We start from the raw sequence: 23,004 nt of genomic DNA on the forward strand, positions 1-23,004 counted from the left end.
CGAGACCGGGAAAGCCCATCGGCGCTCTCTCTGACCGCACGGGCTCAAGCCGTCCCGGCCGGACACTCACTCTCACCACAGCACGCAAAAACGCCCGGCACTCTTGCGAGAGCCGGGCGAAAGGTGCGGAAGGGAAAGGGCCTATTCGGCGGCGTCGAGCTGTTTTTCTTCCCCGTCGACCAAAGCAACGTCATTGTCACCTGCCAGGAATTCAGGCAGAGCTTCATCTTCGTCGCCAGTGTTGTTGTCGACTGCTTCGACATCGCCGTCGACAAGCCGCAGAGGCTCGGGCAGCCAGCCACTATCGGCGAGCAGGCGTTCGGCTTCCTTGGCCATGTCGCCCTTCTTGAGGTGATCGATGAGCTGGGATGCGCGCTCGCCAGCACCCTCGCGAACGGCTTCCAGAATACGCGCTTTGGTGATGCGGCCGAGATAGTTGCCGACGGTGGGGCGCCATCCGGCGTCAATCATGTCGAGCCCAACTGCCCGAGCAAGGTGATCGGCGTCGGCAAGCCGCCGCTGGACGCCGTGCGTCGAGATGGCGCCATTACCGTAGCGATCAGCCCTTTCGTAGAGCGCGTTGACGCCGAAGGATGCGCAATGCGCGAACAGCTCAGTTTGCTGGGTGCCCGTCAGTGCAGAGAGCGCGTTCCAAAGGTCGGCGACGTCAGCTGGAAGACGCTTTTCCCAGGCATCGTGGCGGGCCTTGATCGAGCGCGCATAAATCGTATCCCGAAGCCCTTCGGACTGGACCGGAAAGACCGTGCCGCGGACAAAGACTTCCATCGCCACGCCTTGAGCGCTGTAGCGAGAGAAGGTGTCACGGACGAATTTGTGAAGCACGGCCAGAAAAGCGGTTGCCGGGTCGTTCGCGAGCTTGTCTCGCAGAGCCAGCGTGCGATCCGCGGTCAGTTCCATGATGAGCCGATCCGGCAATGGCTTGATGCCATCCTCCTCCTCATCATCCGGGTCGACCGGCCGGCCACCGATGGTGATGATGGCCCGCTGATTAGAGCCTGTGGCCGAATTGCCGGATTCGTCGATGCCGGGATCGTTGTCGCCCTCGGGTGTCACGGGCGCCTCATCCTCCGGCTTCACAAAGCCGCGCTCGACGAGAAGCATTCCATCCGTATCGACGCTGACGAAGACACCTGCGCGCGCGATCTCGACCGGATCGAAGCGGACGGGCCGCGCCTCGAGCGATTTGATCGCGGTTTCGATCTCGCCAAACCGCTGGTCGACCTCATCCGGCAGCTTGTCGGCCTCCTCGTACTGCGCCTGAAGCTTGTCAAACTCGTCACGCAGCGCATCGAGCGTGGCCTGCTCATCGCCTGTGAGGTCGATCGGCGTGCCCTCGAGCTCGCGCAAGCCGCTTGTCGCGCCGTAGGGGAAGCTCACCGCGACTTCAATCCACTTCCAGCCTTCGCTGGCGATTTCGTCGGCCATCATCTGCAGCTTCTCCGTGACAAGCCGTTCAAGCAGCGGGACGTCCTGCAACCACCCGCCATCGTCCGACTGGAAAAGATCGCGCAGCACTTCGCCGCCCGCCGCCTCATAGCGCTCCAGACCGACGAACAGGGCCCGCTTGTCGGAGGCACGCACGGTGTTCTCGGTCAGCATGCGACGGATCTGGTATGGCTCCTTCGACCAGCTGTTCTTGATCGCCTCCCAGACCTGGTCCTGTCTGGCGTGGTCGTTGCTGACGGCGAATGCTTCAAGTTGGGCGATCGTCATGCCATCGTCGGCGTATATCTCAAGAAGCGCCGGCGACACTTCAGCGAGCTTGAGGCGCTGTTTTACCACGCTTGTCGAGATGAAGAACGCGGCTGCGATCTCCTCCTCCGACATGCCCTTGTCGCGCATGTCCTTGAACGCGCGATATTGGTCGAGAGGGTGAAGCGGGGCGTGTTCAATGTTCTCGGCAAGGGAGATCTCCTCGGCCGCGATCGGCCCGGACGAATTGCCGACGACACAGGGAATGGACGCGGTCTTCGCGAGGCGCTTCTGGTTCACAAGCATCTCAAGCGCGCGATAACGGCGCCCCCCGGCGGGAACTTCGAACATTCCGGTCTCCTTGCCGCCGGCATCGAGCACGGGACGAACATGAATGCTTTGGATGAGACCGCGGCGGGCGATCGAGGCCACGAGTTCCTCTATCGAGACGCCGGCCTTGATACGTCTGACATTGGTCTGGGCAAGCACCAGCTTGTTGAAAGGAATGTCGCGCGAAGGCGACAGGCTTATCTTCTGAACGGCGTTGGCCATCGGGGTTTTCTCCGCGACGGGCGCCGAGAGCCTCTCTCTCGACCTTGAACCCGTCACGAAATCCCTCCAACACTCTCCCTCTCCTGCCAGCACGATCCGGCACGCCGTTGATCGCCTGCCGAGCCTGCACAGCGCGCACAGCCGTGAACGCAGTTTCTGCATGAGCCGACAATGAGAGGGATCGATCAAGCGCGGCTGGCGCTTGATACCCGGGACGGTCGGCGGGGCCGCTGCGTGCAATCCCGACGCGGAACCCTGTGAACCCGGTGATTGACGGACCGCGCTTGCGCTGGTCCGGTCAACGATGGCTATGCAGCCCTTCTATCGTTGCCTGCGCCCAACTCAATGGATGCTCCGACCTCATCCGGCAGGTGGCCAAGAAGCCACTCCGCCGCCTTGCTGGCCTGGCTGGCGGCACGAACGATGGCACGATTGTCCTCTTTCAGAACCTCTAGCCATGAGCCGATATAATCCGCATGCCGAACAGTAGGCACGATGCCCAAGGCCGCGCAGCAGAAGGCCGCGTTGATCTCTGCCACGAGTTCCTCGAAAGCATATTTTCTGGAGGCGGTAGAGGCGGAGAATCTGCGATCCAGGCGTGAGCTGTGACCGGTTGCATGACCGAGCTCATGCAAGGCTGTCCGATGCCAGTTGATCGGCTCGAAGTAAGCTTGGGGCGGAGGCACCTGGATATAATCGTGGGCAGGCACATAGAACGCCCTGTCGCCGCCAATACGGAAGTCGATACCGGTGGCCTTGATCAGCGCCTCGACCCGCGGTTCGATCGGGCTTGCCACCGACAGCGGGGCCGAAGCTGCGACTTCGTCAGGTAACCCTTCACATTGCTCGATGTTGAAAACGGTGAAGCGCTTGAGGAACGGTACGGCTAGAGCATCCTCGCCCGTCTCGCGAGCGCGCTTCTTCTCGTGATCCGGGACAAAACGATCGGCATAGACGACCGTTGTCCCGTGCTCGCCTCTGCGGACGTTCCCGCCGAGCGCGAAAGCCTGTCGATAGGTTATCCAACTCTGTGTTGAGAAACCGCGTTCGACGACGGCGCCCCAGAGGATGAGCACGTTGATCCCGCTGTACGCGCGATACGTGCTGGCATTCTGCGGCAGGGAAAGCGCGGCTTTTGCCGCGGACGTCCCCCAGGGCTGAACCCAAGGAAAACGACCCGCTTCCAGCTCGGCAATTACCTTGCCGGTGATCTCGTCGTAGAGGTTCGACCGGTCGGCGACGGCATGGGTTCGATTGGTCCGGACAGACATCGTGGTTCTCCGCGACGGGCGCCGAAGGCCTCTCCTCCCGCTTACAACCCGTCGCGGAAAACCCGGCCCCTCCTCGGACTCTCCGTCGGGAGAGCCCTGCTCTCCCGACCAACGTGAAAAAGGGCGTACAAGGCGGAAGCACCGAAATGTCCGTAAGCGGCAATAAGTCAGTTCGGTGCTGGAGCACGTTCGTGGCCCTGAGACCGGTTCGACAGGGCGGCCGAAGGAGCATCAGCATAGCGCCGCCGTGAGGCGGGATGCGGGACCGACCGCCCCCGGCGAAGGGCGCCATATGAGACTATGCAGAGCAGGAAGCGATCCGCCCCGCATGACGCATGGTCGATCCAGGCCCAGCTCACCCTCACCGCCAATATGTACCTGGCATGGCCCCGTGCGTGCTCGACTCATGCATCGGAGCCCTCCGCCCGGTAAATGATCGCCCTGCATGAGTTTCCGGCTTTCGGGATGTCCTTCCCTGAAGAACTCAGCTTCAATCGGCTGCTTTAGCGATGGAGGAATGGCGCCATGACTGGCCCCCGGGAAAGGTGGAGGGGCTGCGCGCGTCCCCCAATAATGACCGTCCGCAGGGGCGGATCTTGCCGCGCTGCTGATTTTAGAAATGGACACTTCCAATCGCGCATTTGATCGCCGCTAAGATGTTGGAGAAGTACTCAACTGGCGGGACCTCCTGAATAAGCCGCCAAATTGCCGTCGCGGCGTTTGTGTTCCGGGGCTCCAGCAAGAGCTGACAACCGGCAGAACAATCACAGGTCGACTTTGGCGTTGTCGCCGACGTCTGGCTTCGAGCCCGTGACGGCCGCGAACATCATTTTTGCCGTAGCAACGACCAATCCGGGGCTGTCCCACAACTCGCCTTCGTCGGGTTTGACTGTAATCAGTCGAATCTCGGGGTCGTCAGCGTTGTCCCACCAAGCCGCGTCGGTTTTCTCCCAGAGGTCGGCAATCTTCTTCCTGTCATTGGTCACCGCAGCGGAACCGGAGATGGTGGCGTACTTGTAGTGCCTGCTGTCACTCCAGGCCAATGTCACTTTTGGATAGGTCGAAAGTTGCTTGTTCTTCGCGCTGTGATCATTGACGAGGAAATAGATGGCGTTTTCTTCTCGGGAGACGCGTGCGGAGAGCGGACGGGCACGATTGTATTGGCCGTCCCAGGTGACAAACATACAGATGTCGATTTCCTCGGCGAGTTTCCAGATGCGGTCCACCGCCTCGGCGGGTGTCAGTTCTGCCTGTTGCTCTCGACGCGTGACCATAGCATGTCCTCCAAGGTGAATGTGCGGCCTTAGAACTTGCGTAGCGCCGCGACGTTCCATGCTCGCTTTCAGGGCGGTCAGTTTTCCCTCGGACTGATTAGGAATAGGATCGCGCCGGGAGGCCTGATCGATGCAGAGGTTCACCGTCGAGTTGGTACGTGACGGCAAAGCGGTGAAACGCGTCGCAATACTGGCTGAGAACGTTGTTGAGGCTGCGAAGATATGGGGACCAGTGACCATCCCGCCCGGCGATGAGCCTGACATGGGCGAATGGATCAGAGTAACGCATCCTGATGACAGCACGGCAGCCTGGTTTGAGCTGGATCGTTAAGACGGCGCGATAGATCGGTGGAGGACCACCTGTCTTCGCAAAAATCTCTGCCGTCTGGCGATCGACACAGCAACGGCCGCAACCATTCATCTCGCGGCGTCTTTTCCGGCGTCTGCACGTCGCCAGGGGTCGGGCGTGGTGCAAGCCCAGGGCGCGGTCGGCGTCCCCGTGGCGTGCGGCAAGTGCAGGGGAACAGAAGCTCAAATCCGAACGTTCTAATGCGGTAAAGGAGCATAGAAATGGTACGCCAAATCGCAATTATGGTAGCGCTGGTCATTGAGTTTTCAGGTTCGGCATTTGGAGACACCGCTCAATATTGGGTCGCTAAGGATGCCGTTTCGAAGCAGTGCGAGGTCGTCACAAAGAAGCCAGACGGAACCTTGGTCATAGCCCTTAGCAAGGCCACGTATAAGACCGAGGCGGAAGCGAAGGATGCCTTGAAGAAGCTTCCAGATTGCAAGTGACCCACTGCGGGCCGGCCCGCCTCAATTGTTGGACTTCGCCAACCAGCGCCGGTGCCCACAAACCGCGACAAGGGTTGCTACACAGCGCGCAGGGTATCGGTTTCCATGTCCGCCTGTGGGGCTTGAGGCGCGCGCTTGGAGTGAGCTGAGGTGAGGCTCGACAATGGGAACAAGCAATCGCCAATAGTGAGCTTCACCACGAATTCCTTAGTTTTTCACCGTCCCCTATCCGTGACAGCGATGAAGTATTTTGGAGCCGTGAAATGTCGTGGCCTGAGAACCTTGGCTTCAGCGGATCGGGCTCCAGATCCGCCAGCGCCAGGAGCGGATGTTTCCACAACTGCATTCCGCCTTCACCAGCATATCTTCCCGCTCCCTCTAGTCGCGGCGAAACTCTGCGTTCCCTGAAACGGCTGATCGCCGCCGACAATGACCGGGACAGAGACTGCAAGGATGGAAGCTCAGCTAGCAATCGCTCGGGCATGATGCGCCGGAAAATCCCTTGAGGAACAAGCGATTTGTTCTATGCAGGGTGCGCGATCAACCATAGCAGCAGGATGAGAGCCGCTCCGAACGCAAACAGCATGTAGCCTGTCAGGAGCAGAAGGAGGGGGAAAAAGTCGCTGCGATAGGCAGCAACGATGACGCGGGTTAGAGGATTGGGAATTTCATTGTCGAATAAGCCGTGTTGGTCGTCGACAACCTTTGGGATTCCATCTTGCGTTGTGGCCTCCGCCCGCTCTGACTTCGCGGCCGCCTCCGCCTTCTCGGCCTCTAGAATTCTACTTGCGCTATGGATTGCCGCCACGCGATCATCGGATGGATGGTCCCGTGCGACCGATTTGGCGAAGAGTTCGGCTCCGCTTGTGCCCATGGACAAATAAGCATCTTGCGGCACTTGACGTTCCCTCATGGGACCTTGGTCCAATCAGTGTGCGACTGAAGTCTGCGACCAGGAACCATGCCGCTGTCTGAAAGTTCCGCCGGGGGGCAAACGGTCGAGTCATCAGTGCCGGAGAGCGGTGTGCAAATTGGAGAGATTATCGCTAATGCCTTCGCCACTATTCTTCTAATAGGTCTTCTGGCAATAACGTTCTTAATTTCCGGAAAACAATTCGGGTCTCAACCGATGGCGCGAATGGTGATTATCTTGCCGGTGGATCCGCTGAAAACAGCCGCGTTCCAGAAGAAATACTTAGACTTGCCAGTTAATTTTGACGTAGGCCTTATCCAGCCTCGACCCACTGGTCGTTGACGTTCAATGCTTGTTAGACGTGAAAGCAGAAAGACGAAGCTCGAACGCCTGGCGGCGTCGATACCAAAGCACGAGTTTGAATTTCTGATGAAGCTTGGCCAAATGACGCGAGCGGAAACGTTGGCCCTGATCGAAAAGCATGACGGACACCGCACCGCAATTTATGCCGATCTCGCCAGTGTCGCCGCGCGCCGATGAATGGTCGGCCTCTCCGTGGCCTGGTGCCGGTCTTCAAGCGCCAACAAACACCAGTTTCCTTTCACGGTCGCGCCTCATGAGCGGCGCTTCGATGCGCTGTCGAACGTTGAGTTTCGACAGCACCCGGTCATGTGGCGGTTAAAGTGATAGAAGCCTGCGGAGAGAGGGTCGTCCGCATGGTCGATGAGGCAGGAGAACTAACCCGATAGCGTGCGGCCTTCATGGAGGCTCGACCTCACCCGGCCGGTTGAGTTCAGCCAGCAAAATCTCAGTCGCTTTTTTGAGCCGCTGTTCCCTTAACCGGGCGGTCTTTGCCTCCCTGGCTTGCCGCTCTGCATCAAGTACGAGCCTGCTTTCTCGATCTGCTCTCTCTATCCTTTCGCGATCAACCTTCCGACGTTTCATCCGCAACCTCCTTCGACCAGACGGGCCAAAAAAGGCTGACTTTTTAAATTGTTCCCGACGAAATTTTCCGCTTCTTACATCATTTGTTATTGAGCGCTGCCGCGCCGAGCGTTGAGCCCTGAAGGACTGTTTCGGTGCTGACTCACTGATTGCCAGATCCTCGGATCCGGCGTCCATCTCGCCCGCAACAGGCTGACATGGTCAAAAGTCCATCGGTCCTACCGGCTGACGGCGCCTGCAGAGATCGGACCCAATGATGCGCCGCGCTACAAAATCGAATCTACTGATGAAGGCCCTTTCTTCAAGGTTGGGGACGATGGCAATCACGAGCAGCGCAAGGTTGATGGTGGCTGGTTCCGTTCTTGGGCGAAGGAAATGCCCAAGGCGGCTATGTTCAACGGCAGGATTGAAGGATCGACACGGCGCCGGCCTTTCGGGACGCCTTCAAGTCGAAGTGCTGCCTGATCCCGATGACTTCTAAGAATGGGCGATTTCGCCGGCCGACGGCAAGAAGGATCCTTGGCAAATCTATTTGCCTGCGCACGCGCCCTTTTTCCGTTTGCCGGACTCTGGGCGTAGAACTCCAATCTTGACGTCGCCGGCTGCACCATCCTCACCGCGTCCGCCGGCGAGCCGATGAAGAACCTGCACGATCGACAACCGGTCATCCTCGACCGGGCCTGTTATGAAGCCTGGCGGCGACGCCGGGGGAATACTTCAATTCGACCGTCATCACACAAGCAGCCGAATGACCACCCTGCCTTGGTCGGGCCGATCGATCCGCTGTGAGCGACGAACCGATCAAGCTTGCCGAAGGCATGACGGCGGCGCCGCGGCAAAGTAGACGGATCGAAAATCACGTTGGCTCTTTTTCGAGCATTGAACACGGCGACAGGCATTTGGCGGCGGCGAGATGATTGGTCGACCATGAGAAGAGGACGAATATCCCGACCGCGTCATCGACTGCCAGGAGGCGTGGAGCCCGGCTTCCAAGTCATCGTCGACTGTATGCTGGAAGCCGGCTGGTCGCGCGCCGAAAGCGGCTGATCGCGGCCGACAACATGACCCAGAAAGAGAGCGCCAGGACGCTTATGCGGTTCGCCGTAACGGGAGGATTGTATTCCTCGCCTCGATCTTGATTGCAACGGTTATTCAAGCAGGCCGGGATCGTAATGCAATCGCGTCGACGATCGTTCGATGGAGGCTATCGATTCTTCATCGACTTCGCCGCGCTTGATGCCAAGCGCCTTGGCTTGTGCGTGAACTCGTCGACGGAGATGACATCGGCCTTCGCCGTTAGGAACGTTGTCGGCCAGCCATTGATCCAGGGAGTTGATCCTCGCGTGCTCATACCCAACAAGCTCGGCAAATCCGAGTTGACCGGCTTGGCCTGGCCGCTCGCTGTGGCCATGTAAATCCCTCTAGCCACGCGTGGGCAGACTCCTGCCAGAAATAGGGCACTGCTCGCTCCTTGCCGTCTTTGCGGCCTGAACGCCGTACATCCAGGCGTAGCTGGTGCGCTCTTGATCCTTCTTGGCAACGGCCATGTACTTCCGTCCTTCCCGCAGCAGCTTCGCGTGATCCGAAGCCAGTTGGCCTCAGTCGACTTCGATAATTTTCCGCGACGGCTTTTTGGCGGGCGCCCGGCGCCTTTTGACGGGAGCTGGACTCTCCGCGGGCTGGGCCGAAAGACGTAGCGCCCGCAATCGCGCCGTCTTTGCATTTCGCGCATTCGTCTCCGCTTCGACTAACAGCCTCGCTCTCGATCGGCCCGCTCGATGCGCTCTTTGTCGATCCGTCGTTGGGTCAAGATAGCCCTCCCTTGGCTAACTGACCTATGAAATCATCACTTGCTTAAATTGTTCCTCGTTGGTCTCCGGCGGCCAATTTCGTGACCGCGCCAACGATATCGAGGATACCCGCCGGCTTCACTAGGAACGTGCCTGATCGGAAAGCGTCGTCGACCTCTGTCGGTGCCAGAGCCGAATGCACAATGAAGGGTACGCCGTCTGCACGAAGTTTCTTAGCCACATCGACGCATTGGCCGTCGCTAAGGAGAATGTCTAGAATTGCGACATCGGCCGACGAGTATCGAGGAAACCGGCGGCTTGGGCGCATGACCTCGCTGTTGCGACGAGATATCCGGCTTCCGCCAGCAAGACCTCCAGGTCCCAACTGATCAACTCTTCGTCTTCAAGCACAAGCACAAGGGGCGCCAGCATCATGGAAATAGAGATAGCTTGTCGCGGGAAGGGATCAAGACGGATTCGCTCACCGCCGCTCCGGACACCGACCGTCTGCGGATTGATCCTCTTCCCGGAAGTCCTGCAGGGAAGCGTGCCGCAAATCCTCTTCGCCGCGCAAGTGCTTCACGCGGCCAATGATGCCGGGCTTGACCCATTGCGTCGCCGGCCGCTTCATGCCCTTGGGCGCCGGCCCGGCATGCTCCTGGACCCGCTTCCACAGCCGCTCGCGGATACCCTGGCCCGAGGTGATGAAAGCCGAACCGATATAGCGGCCGGTCGCCCGATCGGCCATCAGGGCGAAGGCAGGCTTGCCGGCTTCACGCTCGACGCCAAGCACTTCGTATTCGTCTATGGAGTAGCATTTCGCCTTTAGCCAATTCGTCGAAGGGCCGCTGCGGTATTTGCTGTCACGGCGCTTCGATACCATTCCCTCGAGGCCAGCCTTGTCGAGGAGATGAAAGATTGCCGTGGCCTCGCCCGGCAGTGGCTCGCTGAACTGGATCCGACCGCCGGGCTAGATCATGCCGGCAAGGATCTCCCGACGCTCCTCGAGCGCCATGTCGCGCAAATCATGGCCATTGAGGAGCAGCAGGTCGAAGGCGACGAAATAGAGGTCATGCTGGCGACGCATGATCGCCTTTCGCAGTTCGCCGAAGTCGGAAAGGCCAGCGTCGTTCGGAACGATGATCTCGCCGTCGACCATGGCATTTTCCGCGCCGAGGCTCTTCGCCTCCTGCACCAGGTCGCGAGATGCAGTTATGGCCGTTGCGGGTGTAGATGCGTGCCCCGTCTTCGTCGATGATGAGCTGCGAACGGTAGCCGTCGAACTTGACTCCGTGAATCCAACCATCGCCTTGCGGAGGCTGCTCGACAAGGGTGGGCATCAAGGGCGAGACGAACTTCAAACGCATCTATGGAACTTTTACCAGCCGAGATTCAATTAGCTACAGCTAAAATAGTTCCGCGCCTGGAAATGCCCAGCGAAACAAATTGACCTGACGCGCGTTGCGGTCGAATCGCAGCTTGGGAGAACCATCATGCCTGACGACAAGAACAAGCTTGGCTATCACGATCGAAGCCGCGTGAGCGGCGACGAGGAATACGAGGTCGGCTATTTCGCGAGCAAATTCGGCCTGTCTATCCCGCAGGTTCGGCAGTTGATCGCAAAGCACGGCAACGACCGCGACACGCTGGAACGGGAAGCCGAGGCCCTCAAGGGTCGGTAAGAAGATACCTCGTCCCAGGTGGAACATCATGCCGACGAAGTTCCACGTCCGTCGTATGGTGGGTCGGGTTGCTGGGTTCGCGCGATCGGAAGCCTCGGATGCGATGCCTGCAAAGCTTTGGTGCGCACACGTTCGATTCCTGCGACCTGAAAAGGCGCCGCGCCATCAAAGGCCAAGAGGCGGATCGACCAGTTCCGCGGTGCCTCTGTATATAGCAACGAAGCTGGTGGCCCGGCGGTTGAAGATTTGGGCTACTAGGTCGGCAGCCGGGCATAGGCGGCGGTTTGTTGAGGTATAATGCTTGCCGGCGGCTAGGGCCAAAACGCGCCCAGCCCACTGGGCTGGCATCATTCGAACGGATAGGCTAGCTGGGCGACGCACTATCGAAGCAGCGAGCGACCCACCGGCACATGGTCGCGCCCCGCAGCTATAACGAGAAGCCTCCAACGTGACGGCGATACCGGACATCAGTGCGGAAATATCAGTGTTCCCGCCGGGCAACGCGAGTTCGTCCGCCCGGCTTTGCATGCTCGTGCTCAGTTCCTTGAGCTTCCGGCGCAGGTCGTCATCCATAGTCGCTCTCTGTTTTGAGGCCCGCACAGGAACGCGCCCGTAGACAACCAGTTCCGCCTTGCTGGCTATCAAACCCGCGTATTTGCAACGGTGACGCTTGAGCCGGAAAAAGGTCAACGCCGACGGCAGAGGATGCCCAAACGCATAGTCCGAAGGCTGTCGCGAAGGAGATCAGAAGGGCGGTCGCGATAGGCAGACGATGCATGGCGGGGCTTGTCCTCCTTGTTGCAGACCCGCCCACAACCTTCTGCAACCTGATATGTTCTCCACAAAGTGTTTACCCTGATGGGATGGTTAAAGAACTGTTTCGACCCGTTCGTGCTGGTGCCCGGTCGCCCCCTACGCGTGGATTTCGGCTTCACGGCCACTGACGCGGCATTCTTCGCAGCCTCGCTCGCGGCCGCGACGGACGGGAGTTCGGTTCGAATCGCTTGTGTATCGCGACTGATCCCCGACCTGGGGCTCAGCGTTTGACTGACGCGTCGGATTGAATCATTGCAAGCTCCTGCTTCGCGCAGCAAACGATTGGCCGTGGCAGGTCGAAAGTGTCGACTTTGTCCACGACCGATGAAAGAGCAGCGCCGGTTTAGCCAGGTGGATCCTTGGCCTTTGTTTTTCGGGGTTTGGGATTTCCTAGCAGCGGCGCCTGAGAGCCTGGAACAGGTCAATCGGATGACCAGAGGTTGCTCATACACAAGCCCGTGGGCAGCAACGTGCTTGTCAGATGGCGGTCGCGATTGATAGGCGATGCATGGCGGGGCGAGCGCTCTTTGTTGCAGCTCTGTCAACCACCCGCAATCTGACCGTTCTCCAATGCTAGCTTGCCCACTCCGTTCGCCATTTCAGGTCGACGCCCTGGGTCACGACTTCGGCGTCGTAGCCGCATGAGGCGGCGGCTTTCGCAGCCTTGACGGCGGCCAATACGGCATCGCTGTTGGAATCGTATGGGTATTCCTTCCCGTCGTAACGGATCTTCCAGCGGTCCCCCTCTTTGAAAACGTAATACTTCGCAGCCGTAATAGCTACTCCCCGGAATGAAGCTTGAAACACTTTCATGCAGCAAATCATGGCAGTAACCTCTCTACAAGTTGGCATCCGTCCAGAACGAAGAAGACCATCCAGGCCCCTCCTCCAAAGGATATCAGTTTTGGAAAGCGCATCAGCTCTCACGGCCGCGGCCCGATATTCGTCAATGCGGAATGGGATGCTGGACGCCAATATTTCCAATGAGTCGACGCCGATGCCCACCCCGCAATTTCGGGTGATCGGCCGTGTATATCAGCCGCGAAGATTTTTTCAGCACATCACCAGCCAGTACGAGGAAATTGTCCGACGAAGGAATTCAATGGCGCCCCCCGCGAATCTGGGTGAACGCCAACATCATCGCGCGAGAAGCCAGCTTGCGCAGACGTGCTTGCCGGCTGCGGTCGCCCACTGCCATTCAAGACAGTGTCCTCCTGGTCCGAGACCTTAGCGCTTCCAACTCGTCATCAGGGAACCCTTGCTTCCATATAAGGGGTCGTTACGAGGACGAACAACGGTTGGGATGGTCGCGACCGCATCATCGTGTTCGTCCTTGGTGGTGCATTCGTCGTAAGTGCCGAACCGAGGATATGCGCCTACAACCAAAAAATCATCGGATGAAGACAGACATTGGTGCCCGGTCCCGGCTGGGAGAATCGCCACGTCGCCGGCCTTCACCTTCAACGTCCGCCCCTTCTTGCCGCCAAACCGGACCTTGGCCGTCCCGCGCGCCACCCCTAGGACCTCGTGTATTCGCGAATGGTAGTGGACGTAGTCATAGATGCCATTTCGCCAGCTATCGCCCCAACCGTTTCTTTTGAAAATCACCTCCATGACGGCCGCCGGATCAAGCCTCTCCGGCAGCTTCACCGCACCGCGATAAAAAACAAGCGGCCATGATGGATGATTGGGCACCAGCCCGTCGTCATCAAACCGGAACTCATTCGGTTTTCGCTGCCTCACGAAGGCGGCGACTTCTTCCTCGCCCGGAGTTGCGAAACCGGTGATGGTCTCGATCGCTTTTCTGGTGGTTTGTAGAATGCTCATCGATGCGGTCTCCGCCGGATAGATGCAAACACGTTTCGGTTTTAACATGCCTACAGGTCCGGCGGTTCCTCCCGCTTTGGCAGGCCGAGCTCCGGTTGCCATCCAATGGAAGGGCTGAATCTGGTGGATTTCCCGACAAAGAATGACAAAGAATGATGACGTTGAAGACCTTTTTTTGCGGCCGGCATGTCCAGCTCAGACGTCCCGCAGCGCTTAACGCCCGATGACCTGACCAATAATCTCGTCGCTGGCCTTCGGTCCGCCAAATCTCTCTACCGGACTTCCGCGCAGTGTACGTTTTTAACCAACGAGTTGCCTGCCGTTCGGGGTGTTGTAGATTTGGCAGGCGGCAACCCCTCAAGAAGCCGTGGTGGCCGACGTGGGACTGGCAGGCTTCACCGGCATTTCCCTCCCCGCGTCGGTCATTCGGGCCAATTGGGCTAAATTCACCGTCAGTCCAATCTCAGCTGCCGGTCTTCGGACTGCGGCGGCAACTCCGCGGTGGCCGTGCTTTACGCGCTGGACGACAAGCCTCGCTGAAAACCTTTGCCTTGGATGTAGAAGAGCGTCACGGCGATGGTTGCATCGAGGTTCACCCCCCCCTGCCCCGCCCAGTATAGAGGCAACGAAACGCACCGTCGCTCGTTGACGTCGTGCTGGGTTGATCCCTAGCCACTCCAGACCCTGCCCGCTGCCGATCGGTGGCGGACCTTTTTGAAGAGCGTGACGGAACCCGATTTTTCACAACCAGTTACATACGGCGGCAGCGTCCCCTCGCGCTGCTGGCCATGGGCGTGAAGCCTTGGCCGGGCCCGCATCGCCTTGCCAGTGGTGCGGGCCAACAAAGGCTGGAAGGGCAGCCCATCGGTAGCGCGGATGGCTGAAGATTTCCCGCCATACTTAGGAGGCATTTGCGGGCGATCCAGTTCGTTGGCGGAGGTCGCCAGATTTCGGCATGACAAACGCGGCCCCGTGATTTGGATAGCGCGGTTTCTCGCCAGGGCATCGAGCGGCTGCCACCCAAAATAGGCGTCGCCCATGACGCCGTAATGGGGCCGTGCCGGCCGTCGACGGCTATTACCCCCCCGGTGATCGTGACTACAAAGGCGCCTTTACATGCCAATCTTCGCTTGGGGCCGCTCAGCCTCCCGCTGGCGCTCAATTTCCTCTGGTTCCTTCTTGTCGATCTGTGTCAGTTCGTCTCTGGCCGCGCTATTGGCGCGCAACAGTTCGTCCAATTTTGACTGTATGGCCTGGGTATCCCGATGTTCTGCTCTTTGTATGAAAAGGGTCATCGCCCAAGTGGCCAATGTCGCGGCGCGGTGCCAATCAAAGCTGCTGCGTTCGAAAATAATCCACAGCACGGCGTAGACCACCAGGATCAGAAATGCCCATGGCCTCGCGGTCAGTGTACCGGCTTGCGTGATGATGCTGGAGGCATTCATTTCCCGATTCCAATCTTGTTTTTTCAACCAGTTTGGGGAAAGTTTGTTCCGTCGTCGTCCTCGGCGAACTTCCCCATGCGTTGAGATAGAAGTGGGTCCGTACTGCCTGCCAGGGCTTGGTCTGGCCGAATCAGGGCGGTCAAACGCAACGAGCGTTTGACCGTGCGCGGGTTGCTGGATCGATCCGGCAACGCGTCGACGCGAGGTTCGGTTATTTGTCGCCGCATAGTCCGTTGAAAAGATCCGTGGGATGATCCTTTCGACTCCCTTGCTGCTATCAGGCGGCTGCTGCGATGGCCGACGCGAAGTCGCGATATGGGCGAAGTGGACGGCCCAGAAGCGCAGTCACGCGCTCGACGTCGCCGGCCTCAGGCAGCATCCCTTCGGAGAAGAAGCGCTCGCCCATCAGGCGCATGTCGTAGGCCATCCAGGCGGGCAGGAACTGCTTGAGATTTTGCTCAAAGCCTTCTGCATTGTCGCCACCATAATTGATCGGGCGGGCGAGCACGTCGGACCAGATGGCGGCGATATCCGTCCCAGTCAGTGTCTGCGGACCGACGAGGTTGATCCGGTCGAGCGCAAGCGGCTCTACGGACTGTTCGCGGCGCAGCAGCTCAAGGGCAGCGATCTCGGCTATATCACGGACATCAATCATGGCGAGACCCTTGGCGCCGATCGGCATTGGGTAGGTGCCGTAGCCAGTGATGGCGTCTTCGATCATCAGATCGTTCTGGATGAAGTAGGCGGGGCGCAGGATCGTGGCCTTGAAGTCCATCTGCTCGATCATTCGCTCGACGCCGAACTTGCCCGCGAAATGCGGCACGTTCACATAGACGTCAGCGTGGATCACCGACAGATAGACGATGCGCTCGATGCCGGACGATCGGGCGACGTTGAGCGCAATCAACGCTTGGGTGAATTCGTCCGGCACCACGGCGTTCAAGAGAAACAGGGTGGAAATGCCTGACATGGCCTTGCGCAGCGAATTGACATCGAGAAAGTCGCCTTGCGCGACGGATACGCCTTCCGGGAAGCTGGCTTTCGATCGATCGCGCACGAGAGCACGGACATCAGCGCTGCGCTTGACGAGGTGTTCGACGACTTGGCGGCCAATATTGCCTGTGGCGCCGGTAACGAGAATGGTCATGAAATTTCTCCTGTTGGTTGCTTGACACCTCCAATATGTGTGGCTCACTGAGAGCGTAATAGACGGAAATTTTAGACGCACTGTCCCACTCGTGGAACACTCATGGATCTTCTTGCCCTCGCCGATTTCAATCTCGTTGCCCGCCATGGAGGCTTCGGCAAAGCGGCAAGAGCCACCGGACGGCCCAAGGCAACGCTGTCCCGGCGTGTTGGAGAATTGGAAAGCAGCCTTGATCTACGCCTGTTTGAGCGGGGTGCGCGTAACCTGAAGCTGACCGAAGAAGGACGGGCGCTCTTCGAGCGGACGGGGGCGTTGCTCACCGAACTGGACGAGACGGCTTCGTCGATTGCCTCGGGCGGTCAAAGTCCCAAAGGCAGGTTGCGGATCAGCGCACCTTTACATTTTTCGCAGACCGCAATGGGGAAGATCGGCGCGGGGTTTGCCCTCAAATACCCGGAGGTGACGCTTGAAGTCACGACTGAGGATCGGCCTGTCGACATGATCGAGGAAGGCTACGATCTGGTAATCCGGGTCAATCCAGATCCCGACGAAAGCCTGGTCGGACGGGCGTTTCTCCGCGACCGTCTGGTTGTTGTGGCGAGCCCCGACCTTCCTCGCACGACCCGTGAGCGTGCCGCTCCTGGCGTTGCGCGCGGGGCGGGCGAACTGCAAACATGGCACGTAAAGACACAAGGTGGCCGGTCAACAATTACAATCGAGCCGGTTCTCGTTTTGTCAACGCTCATCATGGTTCGGGATGCCGTGCGAGCCGGCGTCGGTGCAGGACGGCTCCCCATTTCTTTGGTTGCCCACGACCTCGCTGACGGCACGCTGGTGAGTTGGGGGGATATTGATGGCTCCGAAATCTCACTATGGACGCTCTACCCATCGCGGCGGCTGCTCAGCGCGCGCGTGTCGGCGTTCTTGGGCTTTTTGAAACAGGCCTTCCCGAATGGCACGCCGGACGAACTGGCCGCGTATATTGGCAGGGGATAACTTAGGGTCTTTTCGCGCCGCCCGACGATTTTAGCCAATAAAACCCTGAAAGCCGGTGAGCGCTCCTCGCCTTGGCGAAGGGCAGGCCGAGGTGGTGCGTCAGGGACAGTGACCCGCAGAATCGAGCCGGGTACTGGTGCGGCGCATCCATGGAAGGGACGGAACGAATTGCATGGAACAATCGCATCGGCGGACCGTTCTCAGGCGATCTTCAGGCTCAGGATTTTCTCGTGTTGCAGCCACCGAACGAAACCCATGACGAGGCTTCGCAGACGGTTTGCGATTTCGCAGAGCGTGAGGCCGCGTTGGGCGATCGACACACCAGCAATGATGCCAGATCGCGACGTCTGGTTGTCGTCTCGAATTGGCTCGGCAACGTACGCGATCTGGCGCAAGCCGGCGGGCTTACGGCGGGCATCCTCGACGCCTTGGCCGAGCGTGGAGGGCTGTGGCTAGGAGCAAGCGAAGAGCACCATGGTTCAGCCGCGAGCGACGAACCGCTCATCCACCTCGAACGCGTCGGCAAGATCGAGACGGCCGCACTGACGCTGCCGCAGCAGGAGTATTCGCTCTACTACAACGGCTATGCCAACAGTACGCTTTGGCCGCTCTTCCACTATAGGCTCGACCTCGTACAGCACCGCAGCGAGTTTCTGCACGCGTACAGGCAGATCAATGCGCGCTTTGCCCAGGCACTCGCGCGCTTGCTGTCAGGCAATGATGACCTGATCTGGGTTCATGACTACCACCTTATCCCCCTGGCTGCGGCGTTGCGGCGGCTCGGATTGGGAAATCGGATCGGTTTTTTCCTCCATATACCGTTCCCGCCGCCGGACCTGTTTGTCGCCACGCCTGACCATGGAGAACTTATCGCTGATTTGCTGCAATACGACGTGCTGGGTTTCCAGACCGCGACCGACGTAACGAATTTTCGACGCTCCGCTCGGGCGACAGGTTCGACCACCTTCGACGCCGGCGGCGTAGCCCAAAGCAGCGGCCGGACCGTCCTGTCGAGAAGCTTTCCGATAGGCATCGATGTCGACGCCTTCGCACGCATGGCAAATGAGGCGGCAGAGGATGTTCAGATCGATTCCATGCGCCGCCAGATTCTTGGTCTCAAGCAGATCATCGGCGTCGACCGGCTGGATTACTCCAAAGGACTGCCCGGCCGCATGCAGGCTTTTGCGCGCCTTCTCGAAAAGCACCCCGAACACGAGCGGGCGGTAACCTATCTGCAGATAGCGTCGCCCACGCGAGAAGAGGTCGCAGCGTATGCCGAAATACGCGCGCAACTCGAGGCAACGGCTGGCTCCGTGAACGGAAAATACGCGGATTTGACCTGGACGCCGATCCGCTACATCCACCGCACCGTTCCGCGCTCGCGCCTGGCCGGTCTGTTGCGCGCCAGTCAGGTCGGGCTTGTCACGCCCCTGCGTGATGGAATGAACCTCGTCGCAAAAGAATACATTGCCGCCCAGGATCCAGCCGATCCCGGGGTCCTCGTGTTGTCGCGTTTTGCCGGCGCGGCTGAAGAACTCGCGCAATCCTTGATCGTGAACCCGTATGCGGTCGACGAGGTTGCTGACGCGATAGCAAAAGCGCTGGCCATGCCGCTTGAGGAAAGAATTGCAAGACACGGTGCTCTGATCGAACGCATCCGGCGCAATGACGCGGCACAATGGCGGAAGTCATTTCTCGAGGCGCTGGCGAACAGGATCTAGCCCTGGCCTGGCGGGGAACCGACCGGACATCCTCATCGCGCACCGGTTCCAGACTCTCTGGCGAGATTTTCGTCAGCGGCATGAAACGAGTGCCATTCTGCGACGTTGCCGCTGCAGGTGAAGATATACGGGAATAGCGCCATGAAGCTATCGCTGTTGCAATTTCATGAACTTGCAGCGCCACGCGGAGAGGGGTTGCATCCGATTTTCTTGCAGCACCGGTTGACCAATCCGCCGGACCTTGTCGCGCTGCCGATTGTTGAGGTTGGCCAGGAACGGACCCCACGCCCCGTGCTCCGCCTGGTCCGACCTCAGTCGGCAGACAGCTGAGGGAGCTCGGCTGGCCGTGGCGTGCGGCTGGGATTTAAGGTGGAGGTAAGTATGACCATGACACGCCAGGACGTTGTCTCGGTCCTCGGACCCGTCGACGAAGCAACGATTGCCGAAATCATCGCGTCCGGTGCCTCGCTCGAGGAGTTGAGAGAGGCATGGGCGTGGACCTTCGGGGATGAGGCGTTGATGAGCCAGGGACGCCCATTGCCAGGAACACGGGTAGCAGGCTTGATCGACCTGATCGAGCCCGATGATGAAGGCGATATCAGGCCCAGCTGAATCCGGACGCCGACGAATGATCAGGGGTTCGGTCGCGCCGTTCAAGGTCTTCTTGATTGTCTCGCAGATTTGGTAGGCCTCGCCCGCTTGAGCCGCGGTGCGATCGGCGGGCAGTGCAGGCCGCCCGTTCATAGACCAGGGCGGCCTCCACCGACCTGGCAGTTCATTTGCAAGCAGCCAGTTCCTTCAGCGCCTTTTCGGCATTGGCCTTGCTTGTATATGTCTTATTGCCGGCATCGGTCAGTTTTGTGCCGTCCGGCTTTTTGCTCACAACCTCGCACTTCTTGGTCGCCGCATCCTTAGCAACCCAGTACTCCGTGGCTGCAACAGCAGGCATGGTGAAAATGGCGACAAGTGCACTGGCAATAGCGGCTTTGCGGATCATTGCTAACCTCCATTCAATGTCAGCCCAAAAAAGGGCGCATTGCATTTTGATCGCCAACGATTTTGGCACGATTTTGACGTTACACCACGGCACGTTTGCGCCTGCGTTGGTCGACATAAAAGGATGAAAGTCCTGAGCCATCACACGGCGCGCTGGGCGTTCCTGTCGAGTCCGAAGCGACCTGCCAACCAGCGGACAGGCACGGAACGTCGCCACGAACGAAGCATACCAACAAGCTTGCGGCGCGACCCGATCCGGCCGGCTCGCCCTCGTTGGCTAAGCGGTGACCCTGACTATCTTGGCTCGTTCGTCATACTCAGGTAAGTTGGGTCAAACTCAGCCATTTGGGCGAGCAGTCGCCAGTCCACGATGGTGACCGTGTGGTTGGCCCAGTTGACGGCCGCCGACTTTCTCAAGCTGCCAATGACTCGATTCATGTGGACCACGGACAGTCCCAACACGTCCGCCAATTCGGCCTGTGACAAGGGTAGATTGAAACTCGTTCCATTCGTGTGCCCGACGACCTGCAGACGTATAAACAATTCGCAGATCAGATGTGCCAAGTGGGAGACTTTCGATCGGCGTCCCATCGCGACAATCCACTCCCGGTGGATGGCCGCGTCAACGAGGGTGTCAAGCCACAGCAACCGACCCAGGTGCGGCGCCTTCTCCGTGATGACGCGCAGCTTGGTGTGGTCCGCGAACATGACGCGGCACAATGATAAGGCCACAATCCCATGGTCCATGGTTTTGAGCAGGAACGCGTGGAGGTCCACAAAGTCTCCGGGCACCTGCAGGGACGTGAATTGCCGGCCACCGCTCTCCAGAACTTTGTAGCGCGCTGCTAGCCCCTCAACGAGCAACGTGCTGTAGATTGGCCGGGAGCCCTCAGACACCAGGTCCTGTCCGACCGAAAATTCCTTTCCGCCCGATACGACCTGCGCCAGCATCGACCTTTCGGCATCAGAAAGAACATCGTGCTGGGCAAGCTGCAGGTACAGCGGTTCAAGCATGGTCAATCCCCAGGGCCCGATTTTGTGAATCTGCCTGCATTTCGCGTAAAATGCCAGCATAACGAGGAACCAGACCGAAGAAGGGGTATTGATCTAGGTGCTCAGCCCAAGCGAGCGTTGAATGGACCGGTATTTCTTTGACATCTACAACAGCGAGGGGCAGGTACTGGACGAGGAGGGCCAGTTGTTTGCCTCTAAGGAAAGTGCCAAGGACGAGGCCTTGCGTGTCCTTCAGGATGTCGCGCGCGACGAGATGCCCGATCGCGATCTTTTCAAACTGACCGTCAAAGTGCGGAGCGAGAATGGAGCAAAGGTGTTTGAAGCATCCCTCATTTTGACCTCTGGCTGGACCGCCAAGCAGCCGTAGGCGCGTTAATCGACAAGTAGCTGCCTCGGTAAAACAGGTCGGTCTCGATCTCGCTTCGGCGGGGACCAATAGCCCGCCAGGTTTCGGAGCGACGTTAGGTCAACGGCGCCACAGAGCCAAAGAACAACCGGACCTGAGCCGCGTGCCAAAGCGTTCGCGCTTTTTCAGATCAAGCTTGATTTCCTAGCCATCCAGTACAGCCCTTCATGCTTTATGTCTGCCATCACGTCCGCGCCACCTCCGGCGACGGCGCGGCCGACCAAGGCTCACGGCTTCATCCAGCGCTCCAAGGAAAAGGGACGCGATTCTGGTTCCAGGAAGGTCCTTGGAAAAGCCAACCCGTGCCCCAGGGAGCGGATCTGTTAACTCATGAAGACGACGGCTGGGCCGAGCGCCGGACGGTGTATGCAAACATCCTGTGTTCGCCGTTGAGCTCTGTCACCCTGATCCACTCATTTTCCTGGCGACGAAGCGTAACTGGCTTCTGAGCATGCCGTTCGGCGGCTTTAAACGGCAGTGCCGCCTCCACTGTCGAGGATGAAACGACAACCGTCCCGGATATGACCTCGACCTTGAAGGTGCGCATACCGGTCCTTGGGGCTGACCTCTGTATTTTCGTAGCGCACGATAATGCGGCTACGGGGGCATCTTGTGAAGCGGCTCCAGGCTCCGATTCTGGAAATTGAAAACGCAGTTATCTCCGCGCCAGCAAGCCCGGCCGGAGCTGGGCGGGCAACTGTCCCGGACGGATGCGCCAAAGAGCTCTGACGGACGTCTCCTTTTGCCGCCAAGACCAAAGTCCGATTCAGATGAGCAAAGGTCCGAGGTCGGGAAACTTTCGCCCGCTCCGTTGGTTTTGAGGGCCGGCCGCTGAGCGGAAGAGAAAACCCATGCCTCTATCTCAAGAACTGCGCGATATTCCGATCGAGTTTCGTTGTCCGATCTGTTGCCATCCCACTGCCAGAAAAGGCTCATGGCTGATAACGATTGGGAGGTTCAAATGCGAGGGCTGCGGAGCAACGGTGCGGATTGGCTACGAAGAGAAGATCGCTATTTTTGAAAGACATCGCATGAACAGGGGTCCTCAACAGAGAAGCGGGAGCATGAAAATATCGTCCACAGCGCTAAACGGCGGTGCGATGCGAAATAGGGGGACTTCCGTCAGCCGAACCTAAGGTCGCCTGCTCCCGAACCGGCCGGGGACGGAAGTTCACCTCCTTCGGCAGGCGGTGGCAAAGGCTGCGCAATGGTCCGCCCAGCGGCCTGACAGGAAGCGCCGTGGCGTGCGTGGGCGTTAGGCGTTCCGAATTTAGGAATGCGGTTTTAGGCCGTCCTAACCGACAAGGTTCTGGTTGCCGTCGTTCGCATTCCGGCATTCGGTGACCTGACAAATTGGCATGTCGCTATGAGGGGACCACTTGTGACTGCGTTCCCTCTGCGTCCTGCGAATCTTCGCGGTCAGCCTCAGCAGTTTCCAAGGCAGGGTGGATAGGGGCGAGCGAATTCGCGTCCCGGAGGTCTGCCGTCTTCTCCTGCTAGCCTATCGAGCGCGCATTGAATGGCGTCTTCGATGTGGCCAATTTTTCGGCCTGACCGGCTTCGTCAGCGTCAAGCTTCAACTGCTGGGCCATTGTCAGAAGAAAAAGCCCGCTCCTGGGGGGAGCGGGCAAATCGGATAGGAAGGTGCTGTCGCGGCGGACAGCAGTCTGAGGCGTTGCGAAAAGCACGCGCCGGAAATTG

General features: G+C 59.2%; 19 protein-coding genes and 2 pseudogenes. 9 read left to right on the plus strand and 12 right to left on the minus strand.

Annotated features, from left to right (window positions below; all coding sequences use genetic code 11):
* Positions 1 to 141 precede the first annotated feature (141 nt).
* From ACLGL5_RS01100 to ACLGL5_RS01110, 3 genes are all read right to left on the minus strand, one after another.
* Positions 142 to 2,265: a ParB/RepB/Spo0J family partition protein gene (locus ACLGL5_RS01100; RefSeq protein WP_494372733.1), complete on the minus strand. Its 2,124-nt coding sequence runs from the start codon at positions 2,263 to 2,265 to the stop codon at positions 142 to 144.
* Positions 2,266 to 2,573: 308 nt separating this feature from the next.
* Positions 2,574 to 3,536, minus strand: a complete 963-nt coding sequence (locus ACLGL5_RS01105) for an ArdC family protein (RefSeq protein ID WP_199202376.1) — start codon at positions 3,534 to 3,536, stop codon at positions 2,574 to 2,576.
* 764 nt (positions 3,537 to 4,300) lie between these two features.
* Positions 4,301 to 4,810, minus strand: a complete 510-nt coding sequence (locus tag ACLGL5_RS01110) for a pyridoxamine 5'-phosphate oxidase family protein (protein WP_019864071.1) — start codon at positions 4,808 to 4,810, stop codon at positions 4,301 to 4,303.
* Between the two features lie 130 nt (positions 4,811 to 4,940).
* Here ACLGL5_RS01110 and ACLGL5_RS01115 point away from each other — a divergent pair, with 130 nt between their 5' ends.
* Both ACLGL5_RS01115 and ACLGL5_RS01120 read left to right on the plus strand, forming a co-directional pair.
* A complete protein-coding gene (locus tag ACLGL5_RS01115; protein WP_019864070.1) occupies positions 4,941 to 5,141 on the plus strand; it encodes a hypothetical protein in 201 nt (66 codons plus the stop codon).
* Between the two features lie 239 nt (positions 5,142 to 5,380).
* Complete coding sequence (locus ACLGL5_RS01120) at positions 5,381 to 5,605, plus strand: hypothetical protein (protein ID WP_019864069.1); 225 nt, start codon at positions 5,381 to 5,383, stop codon at positions 5,603 to 5,605.
* A gap of 523 nt (positions 5,606 to 6,128) precedes the next feature.
* Here the strand turns inward: ACLGL5_RS01120 and ACLGL5_RS01125 are convergent.
* On the minus strand, positions 6,129 to 6,518 hold the full coding sequence (locus ACLGL5_RS01125; protein WP_019864068.1) for a hypothetical protein: 390 nt from the start codon (positions 6,516 to 6,518) through the stop codon (positions 6,129 to 6,131).
* A 48-nt stretch (positions 6,519 to 6,566) separates the two neighbouring features.
* On the opposite strand from ACLGL5_RS01125, the gene ACLGL5_RS01130 reads away from it, so the two are divergent.
* Positions 6,567 to 6,860, plus strand: coding sequence for a hypothetical protein (locus ACLGL5_RS01130; RefSeq protein ID WP_019864067.1), 294 nt, complete (start codon positions 6,567 to 6,569; stop codon positions 6,858 to 6,860).
* 417 nt (positions 6,861 to 7,277) lie between these two features.
* Here ACLGL5_RS01130 and ACLGL5_RS01135 read toward each other — a convergent pair whose 3' ends face one another.
* Positions 7,278 to 7,463 (minus strand): hypothetical protein, encoded by a 186-nt coding sequence (locus tag ACLGL5_RS01135; RefSeq protein WP_080643911.1) that lies wholly within the window; start codon positions 7,461 to 7,463, stop codon positions 7,278 to 7,280.
* A 606-nt stretch (positions 7,464 to 8,069) separates the two neighbouring features.
* On the opposite strand from ACLGL5_RS01135, the pseudogene ACLGL5_RS01140 reads away from it, so the two are divergent.
* A pseudogene (locus ACLGL5_RS01140) lies at positions 8,070 to 8,252 on the plus strand (SOS response-associated peptidase family protein); the annotation flags it as partial.
* A gap of 1,482 nt (positions 8,253 to 9,734) precedes the next feature.
* Here ACLGL5_RS01140 and ACLGL5_RS01145 read toward each other — a convergent pair.
* Positions 9,735 to 10,620, minus strand: a pseudogene (locus tag ACLGL5_RS01145) (ATP-dependent DNA ligase).
* 126 nt (positions 10,621 to 10,746) lie between these two features.
* On the opposite strand from ACLGL5_RS01145, the gene ACLGL5_RS01150 reads away from it, so the two are divergent.
* On the plus strand, positions 10,747 to 10,935 hold the full coding sequence (locus ACLGL5_RS01150; RefSeq protein WP_019864062.1) for a DUF3606 domain-containing protein: 189 nt from the start codon (positions 10,747 to 10,749) through the stop codon (positions 10,933 to 10,935).
* Positions 10,936 to 12,324: 1,389 nt separating this feature from the next.
* Here ACLGL5_RS01150 and ACLGL5_RS01155 read toward each other — a convergent pair.
* The 4 genes from ACLGL5_RS01155 to ACLGL5_RS01170 all read right to left on the minus strand — a co-directional run bounded on the left by ACLGL5_RS01155 (position 12,325) and on the right by ACLGL5_RS01170 (position 16,170).
* Entirely contained in the window at positions 12,325 to 12,564 is a 240-nt protein-coding gene (locus ACLGL5_RS01155; RefSeq protein ID WP_063827361.1) for a hypothetical protein, read from the minus strand.
* A gap of 414 nt (positions 12,565 to 12,978) precedes the next feature.
* The gene (locus tag ACLGL5_RS01160; protein ID WP_019864058.1) at positions 12,979 to 13,578 is read right to left on the minus strand and encodes a cupin domain-containing protein; all 600 of its coding nucleotides are present in this window, start codon (positions 13,576 to 13,578) and stop codon (positions 12,979 to 12,981) included.
* 1,112 nt (positions 13,579 to 14,690) lie between these two features.
* Complete coding sequence (locus tag ACLGL5_RS01165) at positions 14,691 to 15,023, minus strand: low affinity iron permease family protein (RefSeq protein ID WP_494372650.1); 333 nt, start codon at positions 15,021 to 15,023, stop codon at positions 14,691 to 14,693.
* Positions 15,024 to 15,300: 277 nt separating this feature from the next.
* The gene (locus tag ACLGL5_RS01170) at positions 15,301 to 16,170 is read right to left on the minus strand and encodes an SDR family oxidoreductase (RefSeq protein ID WP_494372734.1); all 870 of its coding nucleotides are present in this window, start codon (positions 16,168 to 16,170) and stop codon (positions 15,301 to 15,303) included.
* 102 nt (positions 16,171 to 16,272) lie between these two features.
* Here ACLGL5_RS01170 and ACLGL5_RS01175 point away from each other — a divergent pair, with 102 nt between their 5' ends.
* From ACLGL5_RS01175 to ACLGL5_RS01185, 3 genes are all read left to right on the plus strand, one after another.
* On the plus strand, positions 16,273 to 17,166 hold the full coding sequence (locus ACLGL5_RS01175; RefSeq protein ID WP_019864055.1) for a LysR family transcriptional regulator: 894 nt from the start codon (positions 16,273 to 16,275) through the stop codon (positions 17,164 to 17,166).
* Between the two features lie 149 nt (positions 17,167 to 17,315).
* Positions 17,316 to 18,887, plus strand: coding sequence for an alpha,alpha-trehalose-phosphate synthase (UDP-forming) (locus ACLGL5_RS01180; protein ID WP_494372651.1), 1,572 nt, complete (start codon positions 17,316 to 17,318; stop codon positions 18,885 to 18,887).
* 381 nt (positions 18,888 to 19,268) lie between these two features.
* Positions 19,269 to 19,499: a hypothetical protein gene (locus ACLGL5_RS01185; RefSeq protein WP_019864052.1), complete on the plus strand. Its 231-nt coding sequence runs from the start codon at positions 19,269 to 19,271 to the stop codon at positions 19,497 to 19,499.
* Between the two features lie 163 nt (positions 19,500 to 19,662).
* Here the strand turns inward: ACLGL5_RS01185 and ACLGL5_RS01190 are convergent, their stop codons facing one another.
* Together ACLGL5_RS01190 and ACLGL5_RS01195 are read right to left on the minus strand one after the other, a co-directional pair.
* Positions 19,663 to 20,025 carry a hypothetical protein gene (locus tag ACLGL5_RS01190; protein ID WP_223217967.1) on the minus strand — a complete coding sequence of 121 codons (363 nt, stop codon included), beginning with the start codon at positions 20,023 to 20,025 and terminating at the stop codon, positions 19,663 to 19,665.
* A 152-nt stretch (positions 20,026 to 20,177) separates the two neighbouring features.
* The gene (locus ACLGL5_RS01195; RefSeq protein WP_027047934.1) at positions 20,178 to 20,897 is read right to left on the minus strand and encodes a Crp/Fnr family transcriptional regulator; all 720 of its coding nucleotides are present in this window, start codon (positions 20,895 to 20,897) and stop codon (positions 20,178 to 20,180) included.
* A 121-nt stretch (positions 20,898 to 21,018) separates the two neighbouring features.
* On the opposite strand from ACLGL5_RS01195, the gene ACLGL5_RS01200 reads away from it, so the two are divergent.
* Entirely contained in the window at positions 21,019 to 21,264 is a 246-nt protein-coding gene (locus ACLGL5_RS01200; RefSeq protein WP_019864047.1) for a DUF6894 family protein, read from the plus strand.
* Positions 21,265 to 23,004 lie beyond the last annotated feature (1,740 nt).

It is taken from the genome of Mesorhizobium sp. U510 (assembly GCF_059180695.1).

What these genes read in the sequence shown, in the direction of transcription:
- ACLGL5_RS01100 (WP_494372733.1), bottom strand. Translation starts at nt 2,265, where the DNA reads ATGGCCAACGCCGTTCAGAAGATAAGCCTGTCGCCTTCGCGCGACATT.
- ACLGL5_RS01105 (WP_199202376.1), bottom strand. Translation starts at nt 3,536, where the DNA reads ATGTCTGTCCGGACCAATCGAACCCATGCCGTCGCCGACCGGTCGAAC.
- ACLGL5_RS01110 (WP_019864071.1), bottom strand. Translation starts at nt 4,810, where the DNA reads ATGGTCACGCGTCGAGAGCAACAGGCAGAACTGACACCCGCCGAGGCG.
- ACLGL5_RS01115 (WP_019864070.1), top strand. Translation starts at nt 4,941, where the DNA reads ATGCAGAGGTTCACCGTCGAGTTGGTACGTGACGGCAAAGCGGTGAAA.
- ACLGL5_RS01120 (WP_019864069.1), top strand. Translation starts at nt 5,381, where the DNA reads ATGGTACGCCAAATCGCAATTATGGTAGCGCTGGTCATTGAGTTTTCA.
- ACLGL5_RS01125 (WP_019864068.1), bottom strand. Translation starts at nt 6,518, where the DNA reads ATGAGGGAACGTCAAGTGCCGCAAGATGCTTATTTGTCCATGGGCACA.
- ACLGL5_RS01130 (WP_019864067.1), top strand. Translation starts at nt 6,567, where the DNA reads ATGCCGCTGTCTGAAAGTTCCGCCGGGGGGCAAACGGTCGAGTCATCA.
- ACLGL5_RS01135 (WP_080643911.1), bottom strand. Translation starts at nt 7,463, where the DNA reads ATGAAACGTCGGAAGGTTGATCGCGAAAGGATAGAGAGAGCAGATCGA.
- ACLGL5_RS01150 (WP_019864062.1), top strand. Translation starts at nt 10,747, where the DNA reads ATGCCTGACGACAAGAACAAGCTTGGCTATCACGATCGAAGCCGCGTG.
- ACLGL5_RS01155 (WP_063827361.1), bottom strand. Translation starts at nt 12,564, where the DNA reads ATGAAAGTGTTTCAAGCTTCATTCCGGGGAGTAGCTATTACGGCTGCG.
- ACLGL5_RS01160 (WP_019864058.1), bottom strand. Translation starts at nt 13,578, where the DNA reads ATGAGCATTCTACAAACCACCAGAAAAGCGATCGAGACCATCACCGGT.
- ACLGL5_RS01165 (WP_494372650.1), bottom strand. Translation starts at nt 15,023, where the DNA reads ATGAATGCCTCCAGCATCATCACGCAAGCCGGTACACTGACCGCGAGG.
- ACLGL5_RS01170 (WP_494372734.1), bottom strand. Translation starts at nt 16,170, where the DNA reads ATGACCATTCTCGTTACCGGCGCCACAGGCAATATTGGCCGCCAAGTC.
- ACLGL5_RS01175 (WP_019864055.1), top strand. Translation starts at nt 16,273, where the DNA reads ATGGATCTTCTTGCCCTCGCCGATTTCAATCTCGTTGCCCGCCATGGA.
- ACLGL5_RS01180 (WP_494372651.1), top strand. Translation starts at nt 17,316, where the DNA reads ATGGAAGGGACGGAACGAATTGCATGGAACAATCGCATCGGCGGACCG.
- ACLGL5_RS01185 (WP_019864052.1), top strand. Translation starts at nt 19,269, where the DNA reads ATGACCATGACACGCCAGGACGTTGTCTCGGTCCTCGGACCCGTCGAC.
- ACLGL5_RS01190 (WP_223217967.1), bottom strand. Translation starts at nt 20,025, where the DNA reads ATGGCTCAGGACTTTCATCCTTTTATGTCGACCAACGCAGGCGCAAAC.
- ACLGL5_RS01195 (WP_027047934.1), bottom strand. Translation starts at nt 20,897, where the DNA reads ATGCTTGAACCGCTGTACCTGCAGCTTGCCCAGCACGATGTTCTTTCT.
- ACLGL5_RS01200 (WP_019864047.1), top strand. Translation starts at nt 21,019, where the DNA reads ATGGACCGGTATTTCTTTGACATCTACAACAGCGAGGGGCAGGTACTG.